Raw genomic sequence first — 18277 nt, forward strand, 5'->3', positions numbered from 1 at the left:
GATTAGCCCATGTCTCGCGAAATTCGCATCGCCACCCGCAAGAGTGCCCTGGCCCTGTGGCAGGCCGAATACGTCAAGGCCCGCCTGGAGGCGTCGCACCCCGAACTCACGGTCAGCCTGGTGCCGATGGTCAGCCGCGGTGACAAGCTGCTCGACGCGCCACTGGCGAAGATCGGCGGCAAGGGGTTGTTCGTCAAGGAGCTGGAAACCGCGCTGCTGGAGAACGAGGCGGACATCGCCGTGCACTCGATGAAGGACGTGCCGATGGAGTTTCCCGCCGGGCTCGGCCTGTACTGCATCTGCGAGCGCGAAGACCCGCGCGACGCCTTCGTCTCCAACAGCTATGACAGCCTAGATGCGCTGCCGGCCGGCAGCGTGGTCGGTACTTCATCGCTGCGCCGCCAGGCCCAGCTGCTGGCGCGCCGTCCGGACCTGAAAATCCAGTTCCTGCGCGGCAACGTCAACACCCGCCTGGCCAAGCTGGATGCCGGCGAGTACGACGCCATCATCCTCGCCGCCGCCGGGTTGATTCGCCTCGGCTTCGGCGAGCGCATCCGCTCCAGCATCGGCGTCGACGAGAGCTTGCCGGCCGGCGGACAGGGGGCGGTCGGCATCGAATGCCGCAGCGCCGACAGCGAAGTGCACCAGCTGCTCGCCTGTCTGAATGATCCCGCGACCGCCACGCGCGTCACCGCCGAGCGTGCGCTGAACAAGCGGCTGAATGGTGGCTGCCAGGTGCCGATCGCCTGCTACGCGGTACTCGAGGGCGAGCAACTGTGGCTGCGCGGCCTGGTCGGGCAGCCCGACGGTAGCCTGCTGCTGCGCGCCGAGGGTCGTGCGCCGGCCGCCGACGCTGAAGCGCTGGGCGTGCGCGTCGCCGAAGACCTGCTGGCGCAGGGCGCCGAACGGATTCTCCAGGCGGTCTACGGCGAGGCCGGTCACGCGTGAGCGGCTGGCGCCTGCTGCTGACCCGGCCGGCCGAGGAATGCGCCGCGCTGGCGGCGACGCTGGCCGAGGCCGGAATCGACAGCGCCAGCCTGCCGCTGCTGGCGATCGAGCCGCTGCCGGAAACCGCTGAGCAGCGCGCAACCATTCTCGAACTGGATCGTTACTGCGCCGTGGTCGTGGTCAGCAAGCCGGCCGCGCGCCTGGCGCTGGAACTGCTCGACCGCTACTGGCCGCAGCCGCCGTTCGGCCAGCGCTGGTTCAGCGTCGGCGCGGCGACCGGGGCGATCCTCGCGGACTACGGCCTGGACGTCAGCTGGCCGCAGACCGGCGACGACAGCGAAGCCCTGCTGGCGCTGCCGCAACTGGCTGAGGCGCTGGCGGTACCGGCGCCGAAGGTGCTTATCGTGCGCGGCGAGGGCGGGCGCGAGTTTTTCGCCGAGACCTTGCGCGCGCGCGGCGTGCAGGTCGACACGCTGGAGCTTTACCGCCGCTGCTTGCCTGAATATCCGCCGCATGCGCTGATGGATCTGGTAGAGGCGCAGCGGCTCAATGGCCTGGTGATCAGCAGCGGCCAGGGGCTGCAGTCGCTGCATGCGCTGGCCGGCGCCGCCTGGCCCGATCTGCTTGAATTACCGTTGTTCGTACCCAGCCCCAGGGTCGCTGAGATGGCCCGGCAGCTGGGCGCCCGACGAATCGTGGATTGCCGTGGCGCTGCCGCCGCGGCCTTGCTGGCGGCCGTACGCAGCACACCGCGGCCTGCCTTCTGAAGCAAAGGATGGAAATGTGAGCGAAACAGACAAGAACGAGCCGCTGCAATCCCCGGCCAGCACGCCGGATCCCATCGCTAACGACGCCCGCAAGAATGCCGCGGCCAAACCTGTCCGTCAGGGCGGCGGCAAGGCGCTGCCTCTGCTGGCCCTGCTGTGCGGCGTCGCCGGTATCGCCGTGGCTGGCTACAGCGTCTGGCAGGTGCAGCAGTTCGCCGCTCGCGATGCACAGCAGGCGAAGGCGCTGCAGATCGCCGACGCGCAGGCGCAGCGTCTGGCCGAGGCCGATCGGCAGCTGGCCAGCCGTCTGGCACCCTTGGAACAACTGCCATCGCCGGCCGCGCTGGACGAGCAGCGGCGTCTGCTCGCCGCCCTGCAGAGCGACCAGCAGCGTCTCTCCGGACGCGTCGAGCAGGTGCTCGGCGCCAGCCGCGAGGAGTGGCGGCTGGCTGAGGCCGAACATCTGCTGCGCATGGCAATGCTGCGCCTGTCGGCCATGCAGGACGTGAAGAGCGCCGAGATGCTGGTGCACGAGGCCGACCTGATCCTGCAGAAACAGGATGACCCGGCCGCGTACGCCACCCGGCAGAAACTGCTCGAAGGACTCGAAGGCCTGCGCAGCCTGCCGGATCTGGACCGCACCGGGCTGTTCCTGCAGCTTGGAGCCCTGCGCGGGCAGACCAGCCGGCTCAGCGCGCTGGCGCCGGAATTCATCAACGGTGAGGCGCTGCCGGGCGATGCGGTGCAAAGCCGCTGGCAACGCTGGCTCGACGAGCTGATGCGCTACGTGCGCATCGACTTCGACGCCGGCACCAACGTCAAGCCGCTGCTCGCCGGCCAGAGCCTGGCGCAAGTGCAGCTGGCGCTGTCGCTGGCCATCGAGCAGGCGCAGTGGGCGGTGCTCAACGGCAATACCGAGGTTTACCAGCAGTCGCTGGAGCAGGCGCGCAGCATGCTGCAGGACCACTTCAGCGAGGACAACGGCGACGCCCGCGGGCTGCGCCAGCGCATCGAGGCGCTCGCTGGACGGCAGGTTGCGGTGACGCTGCCTGACCTGGCTCCGGCCCTCAAGGCGTTGCAGGTCTACGTGCAGAAGCGTGAAACCCAGGACGGCAGCGAGCCGGCACCGGCGCAGCCGGCGGCCGAGGCGGAGCAGGAGGCACAGCGCACATGAAACGTCTGGCCCTCGTTCTCATTCTGATCCTGGCGATCGTCGGTTTTCTCGGCTGGGCCATCAGCCAGAGCGCCGGTTACGTGCTGATCACCTACGATCGCTTCCGCTACGAATCCAGTTTCTGGGTTTTCCTGGGACTGATTGCCGCCTTCTGGCTGCTTGCGGTACTGCTGCACCGCCTGCTGGGGGTGCTGCAGCTTTCCGGCGCGCTGGTCAACCCGTGGTCGCGGCGGCATCGCGCGCGGCGCGTCGAGAACGCTTCGCGGCGTGGCATGCGTGAGTTGGCCGAAGGGCAATGGCAGCATGCCCTCGGGCACCTGCGTACCGCCGCCGAGCACGACCGTCAGCCGCTGGTGCATTACCTGGGCGCGGCCCGCGCGGCCAACGAACTGGGCGAACATGAGCAGAGCGACGAATTGCTGCGTCAGGCACGGGAACGTGAACCGCAGGCCGCGCTGGCCATCGGCCTGGCGCAGGCACAGCTGCAGATCGCGCGCGGCCAGTACGCCGAAGCACGGGCGACGCTGAGCGCGCTGCACGACGAACATCCGCGCCATCCCTATCTGCTGGTGCAGTTGCAGCAGCTCTATGTGCAGTTGGAGGACTGGCCCGCGCTGTGCCGGCTGCTGCCGGATCTGCGCAAGCAGCGCGTGCTGCCGGTGGCGCGTCTGGACGAGCTGGAGCGGTTGGCCTGGACCGCCGCTGTCGAGCAGGTCGCGAGCGCCGAAGCCGGCACGGCGGAGGAGGCGCGCCAGGCGCTCGAACAGCGCTGGCAGTCGGTACCCGCTGCGTTGCGTCACGAACCCCTGCTGGTGCGTGCCTACGCCGACGGCCTGAGCCGGCTCGGCGCCGAGGCGAAGGCCGAGGAAGTGCTGTACGCCGCGCTCAAGCGTCAGTTCGATGATCGCCTGGTCGAGCGCTACGGCTGCGTTCAGGGGCGCGATTCGGCTCGTCAGCTGGCACATGCCGAAGGCTGGCTCAAGGCGCACCCGGACAACGCCGCGCTATTGCTGGCGCTTGCCCGGCTGAGTTTGCGTAACGAGCTGTGGGGCAAGGCGCGCGATTATTTCGAGGCGAGTCTGCGCATCGAGCATCGCCCGCAAACCTGCGCTGAGCTGGCGCGCCTGCTGGCCCAACTGGGTGATGCGCAGCGCAGCAACCAGCTGTTCCACGAGGGGCTCGGGCTGCTGGATCGTAACCTGCCGGCACCGCTCTGACAGTGAGCGACGCCCGCCGTCGCGCGGGTGTCGCCGTTCGCAAGCCAGGCGGCGGCCGCTTGTAAGCGGTCGCCGCTTTCCTCTACCGTAGCGGGCTTTTCCTGCTTGCGGAGCTCCCATGAACCTGGCCAGCCCACGTTCGCTTTTCCTTCTCGCCTTCCTTGCCTGCGTCGCGATGATGGGGGCTGCGCTGTATCTGGAGCATGTGGTCGGCCTGGCGCCTTGCCCGCTGTGCATCGTGCAGCGTATCTGTGTGATCGGCTTCGGCGTGGTCTGTCTGATCGCCGCGCTGCATGATCCGGCACTGACCGGCCGGCGCCTGTATGCCGCGTTCGCGTTGCTGTTCGCGGTGGCCGGAGGCGCCACGGCGATCCGCCAGATCTGGCTGCAGAGCGTGCCGGCCGAAGAGCTGCCGAGCTGTCTGCCGAGTCTGGAATACATGATGGAGGCGCTGCCCTTCCAGGAAATCGCCCGTCTGGTGCTGCACGGCACCGCCGAGTGCGCAGAGGTCAGCTGGACCCTGCTGGGCATGAGCATTCCCGAGTGGACGCTGCTGGCGTTCATCGCCATGGCAGCGTTCTGCGGCTGGCAGATGCTGCGTCGCGGCTGATCGTCGCGCTTCATCAGCGAACCTGCTTCCCGTTCGACGGTCAGTGAGAAAGCGCAGATGATGGCTCGGGCACTGTAATTCCGGCGCTCACCGGCAGCCGGAATGCAGGGGACAGGCGGGCGGAAAAAACGCCGGCATTGCTTGAAGCCTGCTGCGCGGCAGCATAGTCTGCTCGTGCGGTGACGGAAATTCGCCGTTTGCACCGCCACTCACCCAAGGCCGATACCGAAAGACAAAAAAACGTCTCGGAAAGGCGAAAAAGTATTTCGATTAGGGAAGTGAGGTCATCATGCTCGAGAGCTGTCGGAACGCCCAGGAACGCTGGGGTGGTGTGCATCTGCTGATCGACCGCTGGCTGCAGGAGCGTCATGCGCTGGTCGACGCATTCGACGGGCTGCATGTGGAAAGCGATTCCGCGACACGCCAGGCCCTGCAGAGATTCTGCCAACTGCTGGTTGACTACGTGTCCGCCGGGCACTTCGAGATATACGAACAGCTGCTTGCCGAGGCCAAGGCCTTCGGCGACGCGCGCGGCATCGAATTGGCCAAGCAGATCTACCCGCGCATCGAAGTCATCACCCAGGTGTCGCTCGCCTTCAACGATCGCTGCGAAAAGGGTGACTGCCTCGGCAGTCCTGGATTGGGTGACGAACTCCGACAGCTGGGCCAGCTGTTGCATGAGCGCTTCGAGCTGGAAGACTGCCTGATCGAAGTGCTGCACACCGCGCACAAGCAGGTTGCCGTCACGGCCTGAGCCTCTGGATCACGTTCCGTTCACCGCGCCGGCGGGCCTGACAGGCCCTCTGGCGGGCGGCCTGGCGCGCGTCTAGTATGGCTGCATCGAACCCGCCAGGAGGCACCTTCATGCCCGCAAAGAAGAAGTCGATTAACACCCCGCTGCATCTGCTTGAGCAATTGGCGAACACCCTCGTCGACCACTTGGACAAGGCCTGCCAGCTGGCACTGCAGGATGCCGAAAGTACGCTGGGCAAGCTGGAGAAGCAGCGCGGCAAGACCCAGGAACGGTTGGCGAAGGCCCGTACGCGACTGGATGAAGCCGGTCGCGCTGGTCGCGCCAAAGCCCAGGGTAAGGCGCGCGCGCGCATCGACGAGCTGGAGGAGCTGATGGCGTTGCTGCAAGCGCGCCAGAGCGAGATGCTCGGTTACATTGCCGAACTCAAGCGCGACATCGCTCAGAGCCTGCATCTGGCGCAGGGCGTGCGTCAGGTGGGTGATTCCGCCGCGCAGGCGTTGCAGACGCGCAGTTCATCTGCGGAGACGGCATCGAAGAGCGCCAGTGCGCCCAAGCCGGCAGCTCGCAGCAGTCGTGCCTCGGCTACCACCCCCAAGCCGGCCACCGCCGGGGCGCGTACGGCGAAGGCGCCGGCGAGCAAGCCTGCCGCCAAGGTCGAGCCGCAAGCGGCTACGCCGGCGGCCAAACCCGCGCGCAGCAGACCGGCCGCGAGCAAGCCGGTTGCCACGCCGAAGCCGGCTGCCAAGAAGCCGGTGGCGCGCAAACCGGCCAAGTCCAGCGGCGCCACCACTCAGGCGCCGCGCAGCGCCAGCTGAGTCCGCCGCGCCGCGTCGCGCAGCACCGCCAAGGCTGCGCGACTGCTTTCGCTGTTCACGGGCAGCAGCGCTTCCAGCCAATGCGCCTGCTCAGCGCTCGTCGGCCAGGTGTCACAGCAATGTTCCAGGCGTTCCAGCAGGACGCGTTCTCCTTGCAGTTCCAACGATTTGAGCTGTTCGCGTAGCCGATTCAGCGCCGCATCCTGCTGCGCGGCCGCGCGCCATTGCTGACGCAGCTGGCGCAGAGAGTGGAGATGTTGCTGCAAGGGTGTGGCGATTGCCATGAGTTGTCCCAGGCGCACTGGATCGGATGCGCTGCCGCGCACCTCCAGCCAGGCGCCACACAACAGCAGGCAGACGTCGGCACCTTGCGCTTGCAGTTCCAGACAGGCGGACTCCACGCCGGGTCGGGCATAGCAGGCGAGAGCGAAAGACCAGAGATCGGCGGTAGGCATGGGCTCGGTTTTTTTTGTCGGCGCCCGACCGCATTTCGGGCGAGCTGATAAACTCCGCCGCCATTATGATCCGACTTCAGAACCTCACTCTACAGCGCGGCCCCCAGCGTCTGCTGGAAGGCGTCGAGCTGACCCTGCATCCTGGCCAGAAGACCGGTCTGGTGGGCGCCAACGGTGCCGGCAAATCCACCCTGTTCGCGTTGCTGCGCGGCGAGCTGGTGCCGGACGGCGGCGACTGCCAGCTGCCGCCGGACTGGCGCATCGCCCATATGCGTCAGGAAATCGAGACGCTCGATCGGCTGGCGGTGGATTATGTGCTCGATGGCGACGTCGAGTTGCGGCGCATCCAGCGTGATCTGGCCGTGGCCGAGCAGGCGCACGACGGCAACGCGCTGGCGCGCCTGCACACCGAGCTGGACAACGCCGACGGCTACAGCGCCGATGCGCGCGCGCGCAAGCTGCTCGCCGGACTGGGCTTTTCCCACGCGCAGATGGCCCTGCCGGTCGGCAGCTTCTCCGGTGGCTGGCGCATGCGCCTGAACCTGGCGCAGGCGCTGATGTGTCCGTCCGAGCTGCTGCTGCTGGACGAACCGACCAACCACCTCGATCTCGATGCGATCCTCTGGCTGGAGGACTGGCTGAAGAACTATCCGGGCACGCTGCTGCTGATTTCCCACGACCGCGATTTCCTCGATGCGGTGGTCGATCACGTCATTCATCTCGAACAGCGTACGCTGACGCTCTATCGCGGCGGCTACTCGGCCTTCGAGCGCACCCGTGCCGAGCGCCTGGCGCAACAGCAGCAGGCGTACGAGAAACAGCAGGCGCAGCGCGCGCACATGGAGAGCTTCATCCGTCGCTTCAAGGCAAAGGCGACCAAGGCACGTCAGGCGCAGAGCCGGATCAAGGCGCTGGAGCGCCTCGAGGAGTTGGCGCCGGCCCATGTCGATTCGCCGTTCGATTTCAGCTTTCGCGAGGCCGACAAGGTGTCAAGCCCGCTGCTCGATCTGGCTGAAGGCCGGCTCGGCTACGGCGACAAGACCGTGCTGGACAAGGTCAAGCTGCAGCTGGTGCCCGGTGCACGGATCGGCCTGCTGGGACCGAACGGTGCGGGCAAGTCGACGCTGATCAAGACCCTGGCCAACGAGCTCAGCCCGATCGCCGGCCGCCTGCAGCGCGGCGAGAATCTGGTGATCGGCTATTTCGCCCAGCATCAGCTGGATGCGCTCGACCCCAAGGCCAGCCCGCTGTTGCATCTGCAGCGCATCGCACCCGGCGAGCGCGAGCAGACCCTGCGCGACTTCCTCGGTGGATTCGATTTTCGTGGCGAGCGCTGTGATGAGCCGGTGCTGAATTTTTCCGGCGGCGAGAAGGCACGACTGGCGCTGGCACTGATCGCCTGGGGCAAGCCGAACCTGCTGCTGCTCGACGAACCGACCAACCATCTCGATCTGGAAATGCGCCTGGCGCTGACCCTGGCTCTGCAGGAGTTCGAAGGCGCGGTGCTGGTGGTTTCCCACGACCGCCATCTGCTCAAGAGCACCACCGACGAGTTTCTGCTGGTGGCTGACGGTCAGGTACAGTCCTTCGATGGCGATCTGGAGGATTACGCACGCTGGCTGGTGGATTACCGCGCGCGCCAGCAGCCCACGACGGTCAACGACGGCGCGCCGGATAAGACCGACCGCCGCGCCCAGCGCCAGGCCGCCGCTGCGCTGCGCCAGCAGCTGGCACCGCACAAGCGGCACGCCGACAAGCTGGAGAAGGACCTTGGCGGCGTGCACGAGAAGCTGGCCGAGCTGGAAGATCGACTCGGCGACCCGGCGCTCTACGAGGCGGCGCGCAAGGACGAGCTGCGCGAGCTGCTGGCGCGTCAGGCTGAGCTGAAGGTGCGCGAAGGCGAACTGGAGGAGGCCTGGCTGGAAGCGCTGGAAACCCTCGAGCGCCTGCAGGCGCAGCTGGAGGCAAGCGCATGAACGAGCGCCTGCTGACCCTCTTCGGCCCGTGGCGCGAACCGCTGCTGCTTGGCCTGCAGGTGCTGTTGATCCTGCTGGTGGCCTACGTGCTGCAGCGCCTGGTGGCGCGCGGTCTGACCCGCCTGGGCAGTCGCTATCCGCTACCGCCGGAGTTGCTGCTGCCGGTGCGTGGCGGCATCCGCTGGTTCATCATGGGTGGTGCGCTGATCATGGTTCTGGAGCGCCTCGGCGTATCCGCTACCGTACTGTGGACGGCGATTTCCGGCTTCGTCGCGGTGGCGGCCGTGGCCTTCTTCGCGATCTGGAGCGTGCTGTCCAACCTGCTCTGCGCGGTGCTGATTCTTACCGTCGGGCCGTTTCGGCTTGGTGATGTGGTGGAGATCGTCGAGGCGTTCGACAAGCCCATCGTCAAAGGCCGCGTGATCGATATCAATCTGCTCTACACCACCCTCGAGGAGAGCGCCGAAAGTGTAACCGGTGCCATCGTTCAGGTGCCCAACAGCTTGTTTTTCCAGAAAGCCGTGCGCCGCTGGCGCGGCAGCGAACTGCAGTTCACCCCACAACCCCCCAACGAGAAGTAAACCCTTATGGAATGGCTGAGCAACCCGGAAATCTGGGTCGCATTTCTAACCCTGACCGCCCTGGAAATCGTCCTCGGCATCGACAACATCATCTTTATCTCGATCCTCGTCAGCCGGCTGCCCAAGGCGCAGCAACCGAAGGCGCGCTTCTTCGGTCTGGCGCTGGCGATGGGTACGCGGATCTTGCTGCTATTGTCGATTGCGTGGGTCATGCGCCTGACCGACGACCTGTTCACCGTCTGGGAGCAGGGCGTCTCCGGACGCGACCTGATCCTGTTCTTCGGCGGTCTGTTCCTGTTGTTCAAGAGCACCATGGAAATCTGGCACAGCGTCGAAGGTGAGGAAGAAGAACAGCACGGTGCCGGCGGCGCGGTGAAGGCCGGCTTCCTTGGCATCATCCTGCAGATTGCGGTGATCGATATCGTCTTCTCGCTGGACTCGGTGATCACTGCGGTGGGCCTGGTGCAGAACGTGCCGGTGATGGTCGCGGCCATCGTCATCGCGGTGCTGGTCATGATGATGTCGGCAGGCACCATCAGCGATTTCATCGAGAAGCACCCGACCCTGAAGATCCTGGCGCTGTCGTTCCTCATCGTGGTCGGCACCCTGCTGATTGCCGAAGCCTTCGGTGTGCATGTACCCAAGGGCTATGTCTACTTTGCGATGGCCTTCTCGCTGGGCGTCGAAGCGCTGAACATCCGTATGCGCAAGGCGATGGGACGCAAGCTCAAGGAGCCGGTGAAGCTGGGCAAGGACGTGCCGGACTGATCGCCGGCCTCGCAGCGCCCGACCTTCGTTCACCAGGAGATGGAACATGACGCTTGAAACCTGGCTTGCCTTCTTCGTCGCCTGCTGGGTGATCAGCCTGTCGCCTGGTGCGGGGGCGATCGCCTCGATGTCCTGCGGGCTGCAGTACGGCTTCTGGCGCGGCTACTGGAATGCCATCGGCCTGCAGCTGGCGCTGGTCCTGCAGATCGCCATCGTCGCCGCCGGTGTCGGCGCGGTGCTGGCGACCTCGGAACTGGCGTTCGGCCTGATCAAGTGGTTTGGCGTCGGCTACCTGCTGTGGCTGGCATTCAAGCAATGGCAGGCGCAACCCGAAGCGCTGGACGATTCCGCTGCGCCGCGGCCGATCGGGCGGCCGCTAAGCCTGGTGCTGCGCGGCTTCCTGGTGAATGCCAGTAATCCCAAGGCAATCGTGTTCATTCTCGCCGTACTGCCGCAGTTCCTCGATCCGCAGCGACCGCTGGTGCTGCAGTACACGGAAATGGCCGCGACGATGGTGGCGGTCGATCTCATTGTCATGGCCGGTTATACCGGGCTGGCTGCCCGGGTGCTGCGCCTGCTGCGTACGCCGCACCAACAGCGGCTGGTCAATCGCAGCTTTGCCGTCATGTTTGCCGGTGCGGCCGCGTTGCTGGCGACCGTCAGGCGCGCCGCCACGTGAGCACGCAGCGAATGCGCGTCTGGATCGACGCCGACGCCTGCCCGCGTGCCGCCAAGGATCAGGTGGTCAAGTTCGCCCTGAAGCGCGGCTTCGAGGTGTGGCTGGTAGCCGGGCAGAGCCAGGTCAAGCCGGCGTTCGCCTGTGTCCGGCTGGTCGTGGTGCCGAGCGGTCCGGATGCGGCTGACGACTATCTGGTCGAGCATGCCGTTCCGGGCGATCTGGTGATCTGCAGCGACGTGCCGCTGGCCGATCGTCTGGTGAAGAAGGGCGTGGTCGCGCTCGATCCGCGCGGGCGCGAGTTCGATGAGCGCAACATGGGCGAGCGCCTGGCGGTGCGCAACCTGTTCACCGATCTGCGCGAGCAGGGCCAGGTCGGCGGCGGTCAGGCCGCCTATGGCGAGCGCGAGCGCCAGGCCTTCGCCAATGCCCTGGATCGGCTGCTGACGCAGCTGATGCGGCGCCAGTAGCGCGCGTGGCATCCGCGCGGTGCTTAGCCGCACAGATAGGTTCCGGTTCCCACCGCGACCAGCACGCCCTCCTCGTTGTGCAGTTCCGAGCGTACGACCGCTACCTTGTTGCCTGCGCGCAACGGCACCGCGCTGGCGCTGAAGCGTTTGCCGCGTCCGGGGCGCAGGTAATCGATGCGCAGGTCGATGGTGCCGAGCCGCGCCAGGCGCGTCGCACGTTCATGCTCGGTGAGATGCCGGTGTCGGTCGAACACGCCGAGCATCGCCGTGGCGCCGCCGGCAACATCCAGCAGCGAGGCAATGACGCCGCCATGCAGGATGCCGTGGACGAAGTTGCCGACCAGCTCGGGCTTCATCGACAGGTGCATGACCACGCTTGAGGTCGAGATTTCGTCCAGTTCGATGCCGAGGGCTTGATTGAAGGGGATTCGCTCGAACATCTCGCGAACCGCCTGAGCCTGTTCGGCAAGCAGCGTGTCTTCGTGCATGATCGGTTTCCTGCGTGGACGAGTGACAACGCTGCCTCACGGGCGCCCAGCTGAACAGAGCGACGGCGCGAGTGCCCGCGGATTTGGCGAGTTTCACGCAAAAAAATCCCGGGTTGCCCCGGGACTTTCTGGCGATGGCTGTCAGTCCTCGCTGGCCAGTTCGAGCACGCGGTCGACCAGTTTGTAGATGCCGGCGGCGGCCTCGCTGATCGATTGGGCGAGCATGTAGGCCGGCGTGGTGACCAGATTGTGGCGCGGGTCTTCGACGATGTCGCCGACTTCGCATGCCTGGTGCTCGGCGCCCATCGTGACCACCGCGCGGGCGGCGTCGGCGTCATCACTGCCGAGCGTGCAGACCACGCCGGCACCGAAGATCTGTGCCGCCATAGTCGGAGCGATGCACATCAGGCCGACCGGCTTGCCGGCCTGGGCGAACGCCTGGGCCAGCGCCAGCACCTCCGGCAGTACCTTCGCGGCCGCGCCTTCGGTAGCAAAGGTCGACAGGTTCTTCGCCGCGCCGAAGCCGCCGGGCAAGATCAGGGCGTCGAAATCCTCGGCGCGGGCCTCGCGCAGGTCTTTGATCTGGCCACGCGCCAGGCGCGCCGATTCGGTGAGCACGTTGCGCGACTCGGGCATCTCTTCGCCGGTGAGGTGGTTGATCACATGCAGCTGCGGCACGTTCGGTGCGAAGCACTGCACCTTCGCGCCGCGCTGGTCGAGGCGCAGCAGGGTGATCACACTTTCGTAGATTTCCGAGCCGTCGTAGACGCCACAGCCGGAAAGGATCACGGCGACTTTCTTGTTCATAGCGATACTCCTGGTCTAGACACGGCCGAGCGGGCCTGCGTATGCGCTGATGCTAAAACGCGAGCGGATCGCAGGTAAGCCCTTCTGTCAGCTTTGATGCGCGCGCCGTCCCGGTGTTCAGTACGCTCTACGTTGCGCCTGCGCGGCGATTCGCGGCGGTGCAAAGCACTGGCAGTCGGCGCCGTGGCTGGCGACAATGGTCCGGATATTTTTTGGTCCGCCTGTCATCAAGCTGTCATCGGGTTGGCCTATAACCGTCATATTCGCCCGTTCTGCGGGCCAGGAGTTCGTCCGTGAGTCTCGTTCCGGCCAATCGCTTGTTTCCTGCCACTCGCCTGCGGCGCAATCGTCGCGACGACTTTTCCCGTCGCCTGGTACGCGAGAACGTGCTGACCGTGGACGACCTGATCCTGCCGGTGTTCGTGCTCGACGGTGAGAACCGTCGCGAGGCGGTGCCGTCGATGCCCGGCGTGGAGCGCCTGTCCATCGACCTGCTGCTCAAGGAAGCCGAGGAGCTGGTGGCGCTGGGCATCCCGGCGTTGGCGCTGTTTCCGGTGACGCCGCTGGAGAAGAAGTCGCTCGACGCCGCCGAAGCCTGGAACCCGGACGGCATTGCCCAGCGCGCCACCCGCGCGCTGCGTGAGCGCTTCCCGGAGCTGGGGATCATCACCGACGTGGCGCTCGATCCGTTCACCACCCACGGCCAGGACGGCATTCTCGATGCCGACGGCTACGTGCAGAACGACGTCACTGTCGATGCGCTGGTCAAGCAGGCGCTGTCGCATGCCGAGGCGGGCGCCCAGGTCGTCGCGCCGTCGGACATGATGGACGGCCGCATCCAGGCGATCCGCGAGGCGCTGGAAGTCGCCGAGCATCATAATGTGCGCATCATGGCCTACTCGGCCAAGTACGCCAGTGCCTACTACGGCCCGTTCCGCGATGCGGTGGGCTCGGCGGCGAACCTCGGCAAGGGCAGCAAGAACACCTACCAGATGGACCCGGCCAACGGCGACGAGGCGTTGCACGAAGTGGGCGCGGATCTGGCCGAAGGCGCCGACATGGTGATGGTCAAACCGGGGCAGCCGTATCTGGATATCGTCTGGCGGGTCAAGGAGGCGTTCAAGGCGCCGACCTTCGTCTATCAGGTCAGTGGCGAATACGCCATGCACATGGCGGCGATCCAGAACGGCTGGCTGAGCGAGGCGGTCATTCTTGAGTCTTTGGTCGGCTTCAAGCGTGCCGGGGCCGATGGCATTCTCACCTACTTCGCCAAACAGGCCGCACAACAATTGAAACGGGGCCAGTAGGCCCGCGAGGCATTGCATGACCAATCAAGGACTCAGCGAAACGGAATTGCACACCGCCATCGAAGAGGTTCAGCCGCTGGCCGAGGCGGTGGCTGAGGTCCCCGTGGTCGAAGCACCGCTGCCATTGCCGGTGCCGGTCACGGTGCCGGTGCCGAACCTCGACGACAGCAGTTTGTATATCCATCGCGAGCTGTCGCAGCTGCAGTTCAACATCCGCGTGCTGGAACAGGCGCTGGACGAGTCCAATCCGCTGCTGGAGCGGCTGAAGTTCCTGCTGATTTTCTCCAGCAATCTGGATGAATTCTTCGAGATCCGCGTCGCCGGCCTGAAGAAGCAGGTGGCCTTTGCCCGCGAGCAGGCCGGTGCCGACGGCTTGCAGCCCCATCAGGCGTTGGCGCGCATCTCCGAGCTGGTGCACGTTCAGGTGGATCGGCAGTACGCGATTCTCAACGAGGTGCTGCTGCCGGCGCTGGCCGAGCACGGCATCCGCTTCATTCGCCGCCGTCATTGGACCACCAAGATCAAGACCTGGGTGCGTCGCTACTTCCGCGACGAGATCGCGCCGATCGTCACGCCGATCGGCCTCGATCCGACTCACCCGTTCCCGCTGCTGGTGAACAAGAGCCTGAACTTCATCGTCGAGCTCGAAGGCATCGATGCGTTCGGCCGCGATTCGGGCCTGGCGATCATCCCGGCGCCGCGTCTGCTGCCGCGGGTGATCCGCGTGCCGGAAGACGTCGGCGGTACGGGCGACAACTTCGTATTCCTCTCCTCGATGATTCACGCGCATGCTGACGACCTGTTCCACGGCATGCGCGTCAAGGGCTGCTACCAGTTCCGCCTGACCCGCAACGCCGATCTGTCCGTGGATACCGAGGACGTCGAGGATCTCGCCCGCGCGCTGCGCGGCGAGCTGATGTCTCGCCGCTACGGCGATGCGGTGCGGTTGGAGGTGGCCGACACCTGTCCGCAGCACCTGGCCGATTTCCTGCTCAAGCAGTTCAGCCTCGGCGAGAGTGAGCTGTACCGGGTCAACGGCCCGGTGAACCTGACCCGGCTGTTCAGCATCACCGGTCTGGATAGCCATCCGGAGCTGCAATATTTGCCGTTCACCCCGACGATCCCCAAGTTGCTGCAGAACAGCGGCAACATCTTCAACGTAGTGCGTAAGCAGGACATTCTGCTGATGCACCCGTTTGAGTCGTTCACGCCGGTGATCGATCTGTTGCGCGAAGCGGCCAAGGATCCGTCGGTGCTGGCCGTGAAACAGACGCTGTATCGCTCGGGCGCCAACTCCGAGATCGTCGACGCACTGGTCGAAGCGGCGCGCAACGGCAAGGAGGTCACCGCGGTGATCGAGCTGCGCGCGCGGTTCGATGAGGAGTCCAACCTGCAGCTCGCCAGCCGGCTGCAGCAGGCTGGCGCGGTGGTGATCTACGGCGTGGTGGGCTACAAGACCCACGCCAAGATGATGCTGATCCTGCGCCGCGAGAACGGCGAGCTGTGCCGCTACGCGCACCTGGGAACCGGCAACTACCACGCCGGCAACGCCCGTCTGTATACCGATTACAGCCTGCTGACCTCGGACGATGCGCTTTGCGAGGACGTCTCCAAACTGTTCAGTCAGCTGATCGGCATGGGCAAGACCATGCGTATGAAGAAGCTGCTGCACGCACCGTTCACCCTGAAGAAGGCACTGCTCGACCTCATCGCGCAGGAAACCCAGCACGCCAGCGAAGGCAAGCCGGCGCACATCATCCTCAAAGTCAACTCACTGACCGATCCGCGGATGATCAAGGCGCTGTACAAGGCCAGCCAGACCGGTGTGCGCATCGACCTGGTGGTGCGCGGCATGTGCTGCCTGCGGCCGGGTATCGCCGGGGTTTCGCACAACATTCAGGTGCGCTCGATCATCGGCCGATTCCTCGAGCACAGCCGGGTGTTCTATTTCCATAACGACGGCGACGAGAAGCTCTATCTCTCGAGTGCTGACTGGATGGAGCGCAACCTGGATCGGCGGGTGGAAACCTGCTTCCCGGTCGAAGGCAAGAAGCTGGTTACGCGTGTGAAGAAGGAGCTCGAAGCCTTCCTCACCGACAACACCCAGAGCTGGATTCTGCAGCCCGATGGCAGCTACGTGCGCAACAGCCCGAGCGGCAACCAGAATCCGCGCAATGCGCAGTACGCGTTGCTCGAGCGGCTGAGCAACCCTAACTCGCGCTAGTACGAGGGATGTGCGGCGCCAGCCGGGTTGCGCTGGCGCCGTGATCGCTCAGCGGACGCTGAGGGTGAAGCCGATGCGCTTGAGCCATTCGGCTTCGAGGGCGAAATCGGCCTCCGTGAGCGGGTTGTCCTGCAGCCAGCCATCGGCGAATACCACGTCCAGGCTGTCGCCATCGACACTCAAGCGGTAGGCCGGCGCCTGCTGCGCGCCGCGGATATGGTGGAAGAGGATGGCGAAGCGCAGCAGCACGCACAGGCGCGTCAGCTTGACGCCTTCCTCGGACAATTCCTCGAACTTCTGCTTGGGAATGTTGCGGCGGTGGCCGCGCACCAGCAGCGCAAGCATCTGCTGATCCTGGCGCGAGAAGCCGGGCAGGTCGGAGTGCTCGATCAGATAGGCGCCGTGCTTGTGGTAGTGATAGTGCGCGATATCCAGTCCGACCTCATGGATGCGCGCCGCCCAGCCCAGCAATTCGCGCAGCCACTCGTCGTCCAGCCCCCAGCTCTCGGCCACCTGATCGAAGGCCTCCAGTGCCTTGGCTTCCACGCGCGCGGCGTGTTCGGTGTCGACGTGATAGCGCTCCATGAGGAAGCTCAGAGTCCGATCGCGCACGTCCTCGCGATGGTGGCGGCCGAGCAGATCGTAGAGCACGCCCTCGCGCAGAGCGCCTTCGGAGTGGGTCATGCTGTCCAGTTCGAGCGCATCGAAGATCGCCTCGAGGATCGCCAGTCCGGCCGGGAATACACCACGTCGATCCGGCTTGATGCCGTCCATGTCGATGCGCTCGACATCGCCGAGCTTGAACAGCCGGCGCTTCAGCCAGCCGATGCCCTCGGCCGTGACCTCGCCATTGCTGTAGCCGCCGCCCTTGATCGCCTGGCCGACCGCGCGAATCGTGCCCGATGCGCCGATCGATTCCTGCCAGCCCAGCCGGCGCAGCGCATGTTCGATTCCCATCAGCTCCACGCGCGCGGCGGTATAGGCTTGCGCATAGCGCGCCGGGGTGATCTTGCCGTCGCGGAAGAAACGCTGGGTATAGCTGACGCAGCCCATCTGCAGGCTTTCACGCAGCTGCGATTCGAAATGCTCGCCGATGATGAATTCCGTGCTGCCGCCGCCGATATCGGCGACCAGACGCCGGCCAGCGCGACCGGGGAAGGTATGCGAGACGCCGAGGTAGATCAAGCGCGCTTCCTCCCGACCGGAGACGACCTCGACCTGGTGGTTGACGATTTCCTCCGCGCGGCGAATGAACTCGGCGCGGTTGCGTGCCTCGCGCAGCGCGTTCGTACCGACCACACGCACGGCGCCTTGCGGCAGGTGGTTGACCAGTTGCGCAAAGCGCCGCAGGCAGTCGAGGCCGCGCTGCATGGCGGCTTCGTCGAGCAGGCGGGTGGTCTCATCGATGCCCGCAGCCAGCTGCACCTTCTCGCCGAGACGTTCGAGGATGCGCATCTCGCCATTGTTGGTACGTGCCAGCACCATGTGGAAACTGTTCGAGCCCAGATCGAGGGCGGCGATCAGGGGATAGGATTCGGGAGCGGTCTTGCGCATGGGCTGGTCTCGATGCAGAACCTCGACATCGTGACACGATCGACATTCATCCGCCAACGTGAGGCGCTGACGCAGGCGCAGCCACCGGGCGTGCCCGCCGGCCGCCTGCGGCTTTCGGTCAGCCGGAAGGCGGGCTATCATGTCGGCCACTTTCCGTTCAGACCCTGGAGACTATCCATGAGCGAATACATCAACAATGTCAGCGACAGCAGCTTCGAGCAGGACGTTCTCCAGGCGGACGGCCCCGTGCTGGTCGACTATTGGGCCGAGTGGTGCGGGCCGTGCAAGATGATTGCCCCGGTACTCGACGAGATCGCCAAGGATTACGAAGGCCGCCTCAAGGTCTGCAAGCTGAACATCGATGAAAACCAGGAGACTCCGCCCAAGTACGGCGTGCGTGGTATCCCGACGCTGATGCTGTTCAAGAACGGCAACGTCGAGGCCACCAAGGTCGGCGCCCTGTCGAAATCGCAGCTGGCGGCGTTCCTCGATAGCAATATCTGAGCCTTCTCGCTACACGCAAAGCCCTCGCATCCGCGGGGGCTTTTTGCATTCCAGGGTGGACGCTACGTTGATGCGGTGCTAAATTCGGCCACGCGATCATTCCTTCGGTCGCCCTCTGCATGCCGTCGCCGACGCACATCAGCCTCTCAAAGCACCACGAACCTGTTCGTCTCCTGCTGCGC

Annotated in this window: 19 protein-coding genes; 15 read left to right on the forward strand and 4 right to left on the reverse strand. The window is 65.6% G+C overall.

Annotation, left to right across the window (positions count from 1 at the left end):
• The first annotated feature begins 9 nt into the window (after window positions 1-9).
• From hemC to HU825_RS07240, 7 genes are all read left to right on the forward strand, one after another.
• Entirely contained in the window at window positions 10-948 is a 939-nt protein-coding gene (gene hemC / locus HU825_RS07210; RefSeq protein WP_043297897.1) for a hydroxymethylbilane synthase, read from the forward strand.
• Window positions 945-1715 (forward strand): uroporphyrinogen-III synthase, encoded by a 771-nt coding sequence (locus HU825_RS07215; protein ID WP_054094436.1) that lies wholly within the window; start codon window positions 945-947, stop codon window positions 1713-1715. The genes hemC and HU825_RS07215 overlap by 4 nt, the downstream gene beginning before the upstream one ends.
• Window positions 1716-1731: 16 nt before the next feature.
• Window positions 1732-2889: a uroporphyrinogen-III C-methyltransferase gene (locus HU825_RS07220; RefSeq protein ID WP_234303205.1), complete on the forward strand. Its 1158-nt coding sequence runs from the start codon at window positions 1732-1734 to the stop codon at window positions 2887-2889.
• The gene (locus tag HU825_RS07225; RefSeq protein ID WP_234303206.1) at window positions 2886-4106 is read left to right on the forward strand and encodes a heme biosynthesis HemY N-terminal domain-containing protein; all 1221 of its coding nucleotides are present in this window, start codon (window positions 2886-2888) and stop codon (window positions 4104-4106) included. The genes HU825_RS07220 and HU825_RS07225 overlap by 4 nt, the downstream gene beginning before the upstream one ends.
• Window positions 4107-4224: 118 nt before the next feature.
• Window positions 4225-4716: a disulfide bond formation protein B gene (locus HU825_RS07230; protein WP_077682707.1), complete on the forward strand. Its 492-nt coding sequence runs from the start codon at window positions 4225-4227 to the stop codon at window positions 4714-4716.
• Window positions 4717-5005: 289 nt separating this feature from the next.
• Window positions 5006-5470 (forward strand): Rsd/AlgQ family anti-sigma factor, encoded by a 465-nt coding sequence (locus HU825_RS07235; protein ID WP_043297902.1) that lies wholly within the window; start codon window positions 5006-5008, stop codon window positions 5468-5470.
• 110 nt (window positions 5471-5580) lie between these two features.
• Window positions 5581-6285: an AlgP family protein gene (locus HU825_RS07240; RefSeq protein WP_234303207.1), complete on the forward strand. Its 705-nt coding sequence runs from the start codon at window positions 5581-5583 to the stop codon at window positions 6283-6285.
• Here the strand turns inward: HU825_RS07240 and HU825_RS07245 are convergent.
• Entirely contained in the window at window positions 6261-6740 is a 480-nt protein-coding gene (locus HU825_RS07245; protein ID WP_043297904.1) for a TIGR02444 family protein, read from the reverse strand. The genes HU825_RS07240 and HU825_RS07245 overlap by 25 nt on opposite strands.
• Window positions 6741-6805: 65 nt before the next feature.
• Here HU825_RS07245 and HU825_RS07250 point away from each other — a divergent pair, with 65 nt between their 5' ends.
• From HU825_RS07250 to HU825_RS07270, 5 genes are read left to right on the forward strand one after another with little or no spacing between them, the layout of a single operon-like run.
• A complete protein-coding gene (locus HU825_RS07250) occupies window positions 6806-8716 on the forward strand; it encodes an ATP-binding cassette domain-containing protein (protein WP_234303208.1) in 1911 nt (636 codons plus the stop codon).
• Window positions 8713-9297 (forward strand): mechanosensitive ion channel family protein, encoded by a 585-nt coding sequence (locus tag HU825_RS07255; protein ID WP_234303209.1) that lies wholly within the window; start codon window positions 8713-8715, stop codon window positions 9295-9297. Before HU825_RS07250 ends, HU825_RS07255 begins: the two co-directional genes overlap by 4 nt.
• A gap of 6 nt (window positions 9298-9303) precedes the next feature.
• Window positions 9304-10065, forward strand: coding sequence for a TerC family protein (locus HU825_RS07260; RefSeq protein WP_043297906.1), 762 nt, complete (start codon window positions 9304-9306; stop codon window positions 10063-10065).
• Window positions 10066-10111: 46 nt separating this feature from the next.
• Window positions 10112-10744 (forward strand): LysE family transporter, encoded by a 633-nt coding sequence (locus HU825_RS07265; protein ID WP_234303210.1) that lies wholly within the window; start codon window positions 10112-10114, stop codon window positions 10742-10744.
• Window positions 10745-10755: 11 nt separating this feature from the next.
• On the forward strand, window positions 10756-11211 hold the full coding sequence (locus HU825_RS07270) for a YaiI/YqxD family protein (protein WP_008568334.1): 456 nt from the start codon (window positions 10756-10758) through the stop codon (window positions 11209-11211).
• A gap of 23 nt (window positions 11212-11234) precedes the next feature.
• Here the strand turns inward: HU825_RS07270 and HU825_RS07275 are convergent, their stop codons facing one another.
• Window positions 11235-11699: a thioesterase family protein gene (locus HU825_RS07275; RefSeq protein ID WP_234303211.1), complete on the reverse strand. Its 465-nt coding sequence runs from the start codon at window positions 11697-11699 to the stop codon at window positions 11235-11237.
• A gap of 141 nt (window positions 11700-11840) precedes the next feature.
• Window positions 11841-12506, reverse strand: a complete 666-nt coding sequence (gene elbB / locus HU825_RS07280; protein WP_043297909.1) for an isoprenoid biosynthesis glyoxalase ElbB — start codon at window positions 12504-12506, stop codon at window positions 11841-11843.
• A gap of 293 nt (window positions 12507-12799) precedes the next feature.
• Between elbB and hemB the strand changes: the two genes are divergently transcribed.
• Window positions 12800-13813, forward strand: coding sequence for a porphobilinogen synthase (hemB, locus tag HU825_RS07285; RefSeq protein ID WP_008568330.1), 1014 nt, complete (start codon window positions 12800-12802; stop codon window positions 13811-13813).
• A 16-nt stretch (window positions 13814-13829) separates the two neighbouring features.
• Window positions 13830-16037, forward strand: a complete 2208-nt coding sequence (gene ppk1 / locus HU825_RS07290) for a polyphosphate kinase 1 (RefSeq protein ID WP_234303212.1) — start codon at window positions 13830-13832, stop codon at window positions 16035-16037.
• A gap of 48 nt (window positions 16038-16085) precedes the next feature.
• On the opposite strand, the gene ppx is transcribed toward ppk1, so the two are convergent.
• A complete protein-coding gene (ppx, locus tag HU825_RS07295; protein WP_043297911.1) occupies window positions 16086-17591 on the reverse strand; it encodes an exopolyphosphatase in 1506 nt (501 codons plus the stop codon).
• Window positions 17592-17768: 177 nt separating this feature from the next.
• On the opposite strand from ppx, the gene trxA reads away from it, so the two are divergent.
• Window positions 17769-18095 (forward strand): thioredoxin TrxA, encoded by a 327-nt coding sequence (gene trxA, locus HU825_RS07300; RefSeq protein WP_003283463.1) that lies wholly within the window; start codon window positions 17769-17771, stop codon window positions 18093-18095.
• Window positions 18096-18277: the final 182 nt, after the last annotated feature.

The sequence above is a fragment of the Pseudomonas phenolilytica genome (genome assembly GCF_021432765.1).
GTDB classification, from domain to species: Bacteria; Pseudomonadota; Gammaproteobacteria; order Pseudomonadales; family Pseudomonadaceae; genus Stutzerimonas; species Stutzerimonas phenolilytica.